At 71.1% G+C, this 7,408-nt stretch carries 7 protein-coding genes and 1 pseudogene; 3 read left to right on the top strand and 5 right to left on the bottom strand.

From position 1 onward, the window contains the following. A pseudogene (locus BG482_RS37470) lies at positions 1–536 on the top strand (glycoside hydrolase family 3 protein); the annotation flags it as partial. A gap of 75 nt (positions 537–611) precedes the next feature. Here BG482_RS37470 and nagB read toward each other — a convergent pair. Further along, the gene (gene nagB, locus BG482_RS37465) at positions 612–1,397 is read right to left on the bottom strand and encodes a glucosamine-6-phosphate deaminase (protein WP_069773675.1); all 786 of its coding nucleotides are present in this window, start codon (positions 1,395–1,397) and stop codon (positions 612–614) included. A gap of 528 nt (positions 1,398–1,925) precedes the next feature. Between nagB and BG482_RS37460 the strand changes: the two genes are divergently transcribed. Beyond that, positions 1,926–3,401, top strand: a complete 1,476-nt coding sequence (locus BG482_RS37460) for a sensor histidine kinase (protein WP_079142624.1) — start codon at positions 1,926–1,928, stop codon at positions 3,399–3,401. A 262-nt stretch (positions 3,402–3,663) separates the two neighbouring features. Here BG482_RS37460 and BG482_RS37455 read toward each other — a convergent pair whose 3' ends face one another. Together BG482_RS37455 and BG482_RS37450 are read right to left on the bottom strand one after the other, a co-directional pair. Then, positions 3,664–3,921 carry a WhiB family transcriptional regulator gene (locus tag BG482_RS37455; protein WP_016639615.1) on the bottom strand — a complete coding sequence of 86 codons (258 nt, stop codon included), beginning with the start codon at positions 3,919–3,921 and terminating at the stop codon, positions 3,664–3,666. A gap of 320 nt (positions 3,922–4,241) precedes the next feature. Beyond that, positions 4,242–5,207 (bottom strand): diacylglycerol kinase family protein, encoded by a 966-nt coding sequence (locus tag BG482_RS37450; RefSeq protein WP_069773673.1) that lies wholly within the window; start codon positions 5,205–5,207, stop codon positions 4,242–4,244. Between the two features lie 146 nt (positions 5,208–5,353). On the opposite strand from BG482_RS37450, the gene BG482_RS37445 reads away from it, so the two are divergent. After that, positions 5,354–5,794 (top strand): hypothetical protein, encoded by a 441-nt coding sequence (locus BG482_RS37445; protein WP_069773672.1) that lies wholly within the window; start codon positions 5,354–5,356, stop codon positions 5,792–5,794. Between the two features lie 15 nt (positions 5,795–5,809). Here the strand turns inward: BG482_RS37445 and BG482_RS37440 are convergent, their stop codons facing one another. Together BG482_RS37440 and BG482_RS37435 are read right to left on the bottom strand one after the other, a co-directional pair. After that, positions 5,810–6,943 (bottom strand): RNA polymerase sigma factor SigF, encoded by a 1,134-nt coding sequence (locus tag BG482_RS37440; RefSeq protein ID WP_107450886.1) that lies wholly within the window; start codon positions 6,941–6,943, stop codon positions 5,810–5,812. Beyond that, positions 6,940–7,353, bottom strand: coding sequence for an anti-sigma regulatory factor (locus BG482_RS37435; RefSeq protein ID WP_004925829.1), 414 nt, complete (start codon positions 7,351–7,353; stop codon positions 6,940–6,942). Before BG482_RS37435 ends, BG482_RS37440 begins: the two co-directional genes overlap by 4 nt. Positions 7,354–7,408 lie beyond the last annotated feature (55 nt).

Genomic DNA, 7,408 nt, shown 5'->3' with positions numbered 1-7,408 from the left:
GCCGAGGGCAGGCGCCCGCCAGCGGAGCCGCGGCGCAGGGCCGGGCCGGACGGACGCCGCTCCCCGACGGCGCGGCGGCGCGGACCGACGTCGGACTGATCGCCGCCCGCCGCGCCCTCCGGCTCACCGGCGACGAGGTCTTCACACCGCTCGTCGACCCTCCCTTCGTCGCTTCGCTCACCCCGGTGGCGAACATCGCCGTCGGCGACGAGACTCCCTGGGGCGTGGCCGCGGAACTGGTCCGGCTGCTGCCGGGGACGCGGACGGACGGCTTCACGGGCGCGGACGCCGGGCACGCGGCGCTGGCCGCGGCGGGGGGGCGGCGGATCGTCGCCGTGGTCCGTGACGAGCACCGGCACGCCTGGATGGGAGCGGCCCTCGACGTGATGCTGGCGGCCCGCCCGGACACGGTCGTCGTCGAGATGGGCGTCCCTCAGGCCCCGCCCCGGGGCGCGCTGCACATCGCCACCCATGGCGCGGCCCGGGTGTGCGGCCGCGCGGCGGCGGAGGTCATCGCGGCCGGCCCGCACGGCTGAGCGCCACGACGGCGAAGGCGCCCGGCTCCTGGTCCAGGAGCCGGGCGCCTTCGCCGTGGTTCGGGGCGGTCGCCCTCAGATGCCCTGCCACTGCGGCTTGTTGGCGAACGTGTGCCGGAAGTACTCCGCGAACTTCAGCTCGGACGCGGCGGCCTCGTCCACGACGACGGTCGCGTGCGGGTGCAGCTGCAGCGCGGAGGCCGGGCACACCGCGGCGACCGGTCCCTCCACGGTGGCCGCGACGGCGTCCGCCTTGCCCTCCCCGGTGGCCAGCAGCACCAGGTGCCGCGCCTCCAGGATCGTCCCGATGCCCTGGGTGATGACGTGGTGGGGGACCTGGTCGATGTCGCCGTCGAAGAAGCGCGCGTTGTCCACCCGGGTCTGCTCGGTCAGCGTCTTGATCCGGGTGCGCGAGGCGAGGGACGAGCACGGCTCGTTGAACCCGATGTGCCCGTCGGTGCCGATCCCGAGCAGCTGGATGTCCACGCCGCCGGCCGCGGCGAGCGCGCGGTCGTACGCCTCGCAGGCGGCCTGCACGTCCCGCGCGGTGCCGTCCGGACCGAGGAAGGCGTCCATGCCGATGCCCAGCGGCTCCAGCACCTCCCGCCGCAGCACCGAACGGTAGGACTCGGGGTGGTCGGCGGGCAGGCCCACGTACTCGTCGAGCTGGGCGATCCGCGCCCGCCCGGCGTCCACGGCGCCGGAGGCCACCTTGGCCGCCAGCGCCTCGTAGACGGGCAGCGGGGTGGAGCCGGTGGCCACGCCGAGCAGAGCGTCCGGCTTGCGCCGCAGGAGCTGTGCCATGGCCTCGGCGATGAGCTCGCCGCCCGACCGGGCGTCCGGAACGATGACAACTTCCACGCTGGCCCGCCGTTCTCATAACCGTCTGTGGTTTAGACCAATCTATGGGCTCAATCTAACAGAATCGGGTGTCCCGGCCCAGGCGGCTGGGCGTCCGGGATCCGTACGGCAGGGAGCCGATCGGCCGCGGCGACGGCCGGTCGCGGAAATTGCCCTCGCAGTGCGGCCCCGCGCGGGAACCCGCACAGGCTAGGCTGCGTTGTGGATGACAGGGCCTTCCGAATACCACAACAACGAACAAGCCCGCCCGCATGGACACACTTAGTGGTCTAGTCCACAATGGCGGGGGGCGAGTGACACAGCCGGCAACACACTGAGCCTCCGTCTTCCCCGCACAGGAAGGCGGACCGAGGATCCGGGCTCTCTGCCCTGACTGCCCCGGCTCCTCACCTTCGGTCGACGGGACCGCACACCCCGCGGCCGATATTGCTCCGGGCTGCGGTGCCGGGAGGGTTGAGGGTCCCTCTCAGGCGCCGCGGCCCGCGGGTGTTTCCCGCCCCGGGCATACCCCCAGGTACGCTCGCTTGCGTGCCCTCCATGAACGAACTCGTACGCCAGCACACCGCACTCGACGACTCCGACCTCGAGTGGCTGCATCTGCTGGTCTCGGAGTGGCAGCTGCTCTCCGACCTCTCCTTCGCCGACCTGGTCCTGTGGGTCCCCACCCGCGACGGCGCCCGCTACGTCTCCGTGGCCCAGATGCGCCCCAACACCGGCCCCACCTCCTACCAGGACGACATGGTCGGCCATCTCGTCCCCCGCGGCCGCCGCCCGCTGCTGGACGCCGCCCTGGACGAGGGACGGATCGTGCGCGAGGGCGACCCGGAGTGGCGCGAGGAGGTCCCGGTCCGGGTCGAGTCCATCCCCGTCCGGCGCGAGGGCCGCGTCCTGGGCGTCATCGCCCGCAACACCAACCTGCTCACCGTGCGCACCCCGAGCCGGCTGGAGCTCACCTATCTGCAGAGCGCGTCCGACCTCGCACAGATGATCGCGGCCGGCTCCTTCCCGTTCCCCGACCAGCAGACGGACATGGACGCGGCCCCGCGCGTCGGTGACGGCCTGATCCGCGTCGACGCCGACGGGATCGTCCAGTACGCCTCTCCGAACGGGCTGTCCGCCTTTCACCGCATGGGCCTGGCCTCCGACCTGGTCGGCCAGCACCTCGGCCTGACCACCGCCGAACTCGCCCCGACCCGCGGCCCGGTGGACGAGGCGCTCGCCAAGGTCGCCAGCGGCTGGGCGCCCCGTGAGTTCGAGATCGAGGCCCGCGACGGGGTCATCCAGTTCCGCACGATCCCGCTCAAGCCGAAGGGCACCCGCATCGGCGCGCTCGTCCTGCTGCGCGACGTGACCGAACTGCGTCGCCGGGAACGTGAGTTGATCACCAAGGACGCGACCATCCGGGAGATCCACCACCGGGTGAAGAACAACCTCCAGACGGTGGCGGCCCTGTTGCGGCTCCAGGCCCGGCGCATCGAGTCCGAGCGAGGCCGGGAGGCCCTCGAGGAGGCCGTCCGCCGGGTCGGCTCGATCGCGATCGTGCACGAGACGCTGTCCCAGAACCTCGACGAGCGCGTGGAGTTCGACGAGATCGCCGACCGCGTGCTGGCGATGGTCGCCGAGATCTCGCCGGGCAAGGTCGCCGGCCGGCGCAGCGGACGCTTCGGGATCCTGGACGCCGAGGTCGCCACCCCGTTGTCCATGGTCCTCACCGAGATCCTGCAGAACGCCCTGGAACACGGCTTCGCCGAGGGCGAGACGGGAACCGTCGAGGTCTCGGCGGTCCGCGGGGGCACCAGCAAGGAGGCCCGTCTGCTGGTCACCGTCCAGGACGACGGCGTCGGCCTGCCCGAGGGCTTCGACCCGCACACCTCCGGCAACCTCGGACTGCAGATCGTACGGACGCTGGTCGAGGGCGAGTTGAGCGGAACCTTCGACATGGTCCCGGCGCCGGAGCGTGGGACGCAGGTGATCCTGGACATCCCGGTGCGCGCGCAGAAGTAGCCCGCGAGACGGCGGCGGGGGCGAAGGGTGGCGCGGTCGGCGGGGTGAGAGCCCGCGAGGGCGTCGGGCAGGACGTGTGCGCACAGCAAGAAGCCCCGGACCGTTCAGGGGTCCGGGGCTCGAATGCTCGTTGCCAGCTTGTGCTGCGCATCGGGGGTACTGCGCGCTGCGGCTCGGGGGCGGGAGAAGCGTACTCGCTGTCAACGCGGTGATGCCGACAGGCACACGCGCCGCCAAGCTCAGGCTTGCGGGGCGGGTGTCGTCAGGCGGAGGCCTGACGGGCCCGGTTGCGGGCGGCGCGGCGCTTCATCGCGCGACGCTCGTCCTCGCTGAGGCCACCCCAGACGCCGGAGTCCTGACCGGACTCGAGCGCCCACTGCAGACACTGCTCCATAACCGGGCAGCGACGGCAGACGGCCTTGGCTTCCTCGATCTGCAGCAGCGCAGGACCGGTGTTGCCGATGGGGAAGAAGAGCTCGGGGTCTTCCTCGCGGCAAACGGCGTTGTGACGCCAGTCCATGGCTGCTACCTCTCCTTGGTATTACATGCACGTTGCTTGTGAATGTGAACGCTTTCACGAATCCCTCAACGGATGAAGGGCCACCAGCAAGGTTTCCCTGGCGTGGACCTGGAGTTTGTTGAGGGGTTCCGGTGATCAGTGGATGCCGGTGTTGCGGGCTGTCCCGATCGCCACGTAGAGACTCGCAAACCTCAGCGGCGGATACAACCCCTTCCGGAAAGTTTTTTTTGATTCCTCGGTGTCGACTAGGTCACAGCCGTACTTCCATGGGGTGGATCCTGGCCTAAACGTTCGAGTGAAAGGACTTCAGCCCTTTCTGCTCACACAATCACACGCAGTGCATGGCGTACGCCTGTGAACGTCACGCTGGTTCGCAGGCCTAGGTGGTCGCCGTCCATCTGGAGGGGTAGCGGGGCCTTCGAATGCAAGGTGAACCCGTCCAGGTCGTGCAGGGAGACGACATGCCTGCCGTGTGGTCCCCGCTCGGGGGACGAAGTGAGCAACTGGGTGCCATATCGGGCAACCGAGGCGGTCGACAGACGGCTGAGACCGAGTACGTCGAGCCCGGTATCGAACGAGGCCTTAGGCGACGCGTACACCGGGCGATTACCCAGATAGGTCCACGGAGCCGTGTTGCAGACTATGGACAGCACCAAACCGGTCACCGGATCCGCGCCCGGCCGCTCCAGAGTGATGGTTCCGTGCCGGCGCTGTGATTCGCCCAACAACTGGCGCACCGCCTGGCGAATGTAAAGGGCGTGCGTGGACTTCCTGCCGAGTTCGCGCTGCTGCTCCACCCGGCCCACCACTCCGGCGTCGAAACCGAGACCGGCGTTGAAGGTGAACCAGCGCGACGGCACCGCCTCGTCCTCCGTGCCGGGCGTGCCCGCGGCGAGACCGAGGCCGACCATGCGCTCGCGGCCCTCACGCAACGCGTCCAGCAACGCGCCGGTGGCCTCGACGGGATGGTTGGGCAGCTCCAGGGCGCGCGCGAAGACGTTGGTGGAGCCGCCCGGGACCACCGCGAGGCCGGGCAGGGCCGGGTCGGGGCCGGCATGCAGCAGACCGTTGACGACCTCGTTCACCGTGCCGTCGCCGCCGAGGGCCACCACCAGGTCGACGTTCCCGCTCTCCGCCGCCTGGCGGCCCAGGTCGCGCGCGTGCCCGCGGTACTCGGTGGTGACCGCCTCCAGCTTCATCTCGCTCGCGAGGGCGTGGATGAGGACGTCGCGCGTTCGTGCACTGGTGGTGGTTGCCGCCGGATTGACCACGAGAAGTGCACGCATGAGTTGCAGCGTACCTACTGGGTGGTACCGGGCACAGGCCGAGGTGGGGATCGGGTAAGAGATCACGCAGTGAGCCTCGACACGGGCGCCGGCCGGGCTTACGGGCGGTCCGAGGACGGGCCCGGTGCGCGGGCTACCCTTCAAGGGTGAGCCGTGAGCAGACCCCCGCCGCCCCGGAAACCGCAGCGTCCCGCCCGCGCCGGGTGACGTACGCCGCCGCCCTCTGCGCGCTGGAGGGGCTGGCGCTGGTCGCCGGGGGAGTGTGGATGCTCGTCCTGGGTCTCACCGGCGGCCCGGACGACCGTCAGCAGGCCGTCACCGGCGGAGTCACCGTGATCGTGCTGGCGCTGCTGCCGCTGCTGGCCGCCCGCGGACTGCTGAGCCTGCGCAGCTGGAGCCGGGGGCCCGCCGTCATCACCCAGGTCATGGCGGTGCCGGTGGCCTACAACCTGCTCCAGGCCGACAGCGTGGCCATCCCGGCGGGCATCGCCCTGATGGCCGTGGCCGTCACCGCGCTCGTGCTGCTGGTCAACCGGGAGACGACCAGGGCCCTCGGGATCCGGGGACCCGGTCGTAACCCGGAGTAGCCGCTCTTCGCTGCCCTACTCCTCGACGAGGAGCTTCTCCCGCAGCTGCGCGAGCGTGCGCGCCAACAGCCGGGAGACGTGCATCTGCGAGATGCCGACCTCCTGCGCGATCTGCGACTGGGTCATGTTGCCGAAGAATCTCAGCAGCAGGATCCGCTTCTCGCGCGGCGGGAGATCCTCCAGGAGCGGCTTGAGGGACTCCCGGTACTCGACGCCCTCCAGCGCCTCGTCCTCCGCGCCGAGCGTGTCGGCGACCGCCGGGGACTCGTCGTCGGTGTCGGGGACGTCCAGCGACAGCGTGGAGTACGCGTTGGCGGACTCCAGGCCCTCCAGGACCTCCTCCTCCGAGATCGCCAGCTTCTCGGCGAGCTCGTGGACCGTGGGGGAGCGGCCGTGCTGCTGCGACAGCTCGGCCGTCGCCGTGGTCAGCGCCAGCCGCAGCTCCTGGAGCCTGCGCGGCACCCGCACCGCCCAGCCCTTGTCCCGGAAGTGCCGCTTGATCTCGCCGACGACCGTCGGCGTCGCGTACGTGGAGAACTCCACGCCGCGCTCCGGGTCGAAACGGTCGACCGACTTGATGAGACCGATCGTGGCGACCTGGGTGAGGTCGTCCAACGGCTCGCCGCGGTTGCGGAAGCGGCGCGCGAGATGCTCGACCAGCGGCAGATGCATGCGGACCAGCTGGTTGCGCATCTCCGCGTACTCGGGGCTGCCGTCCTGCAGCTTGCGCAGCTCCACGAACATCGCCCGCGCCCCGCTGCGGTCCCCCGGCGCCGGCAACGGCGCGGGGGGCGCGGGGGGCGCCGGTGGTTCGTGCTGCGTGCCCGGCACGCTGTGTTCGCCGTCTCGCTCGTGCTCGCTCATTGTCCCGCCCGTCGCCCTCTGTCGAGCCCTCGCCTCTGCTCGGCCCGAGGGCTCGCCCCCGGGCCGCCTCTCCCTGGGCGAGCCCTGCACGGCTGCGTCCGGCAGACCCGCCTGCGCGGAGGCCGAGTCGTCCTCCGGATGCGGCCGGGCCTGCTCGGGGATGCCGTCGATGCCGTCGGCCATGCGGCGGGAACCGTCCGGAGAGACTGGCGTCCCGGCGTCGCCGGCCGGCAGCTCCCGTGCGCCGCGCTCTTCGTCCCGCACCGGCCCGTCCCCGTTCCTCACGCCGGCCCGGGTCCCGCGCCGCGCTGTTTGTAGAGGCTGATCGACACGGTCTTGTCCTCGTCGACAGCGGAGGACACCTTGCCCGCGAGGGCGGACAGGACGGTCCAGGCGAAGGTGTCGCGCGAGGGGGCATGACCATCCGTGGTCGGCGCCGAGACGGTGACTTCGAGCGAGTCGTCGACGAGCCGGAACACGCAACTGAGTACCGAGCCGGGCACGGCCTGCTGGAGCAGGATCGCGCAGGCCTCGTCCACCGCGATGCGCAGGTCCTCGATCTCGTCCAGGGTGAAGTCCAAACGGGCCGCGAGGCCGGCCGTGGCCGTCCGCAGCACCGACAGGTAGGCACCCGCAGCCGGCAGCCGGACTTCCACGAAGTCCTGGGTCGCGGGCTCGCCTGCGATCTGGGACACCCTCACCTCCAAGGTGGTACAAGCTTTTCGGGGCCGAGGGTCGCCCCCCGGGTAA

Source organism: Streptomyces sp. LUP30 (genome assembly GCF_001746365.1).
Lineage (GTDB): Bacteria > Actinomycetota > Actinomycetes > Streptomycetales > Streptomycetaceae > Streptomyces.
Note: the sequence above shows the minus strand (reverse complement) of the source record. Positions and strands in the feature narration are given on the sequence as shown.

Bases quoted from the DNA above. Each gene is read 5' to 3' on its own strand.
- BG482_RS37450 (WP_069773673.1), bottom strand. From the start codon at position 5,207: ATGCGTGCACTTCTCGTGGTCAATCCGGCGGCAACCACCACCAGTGCA.
- BG482_RS37455 (WP_016639615.1), bottom strand. From the start codon at position 3,921: ATGGACTGGCGTCACAACGCCGTTTGCCGCGAGGAAGACCCCGAGCTC.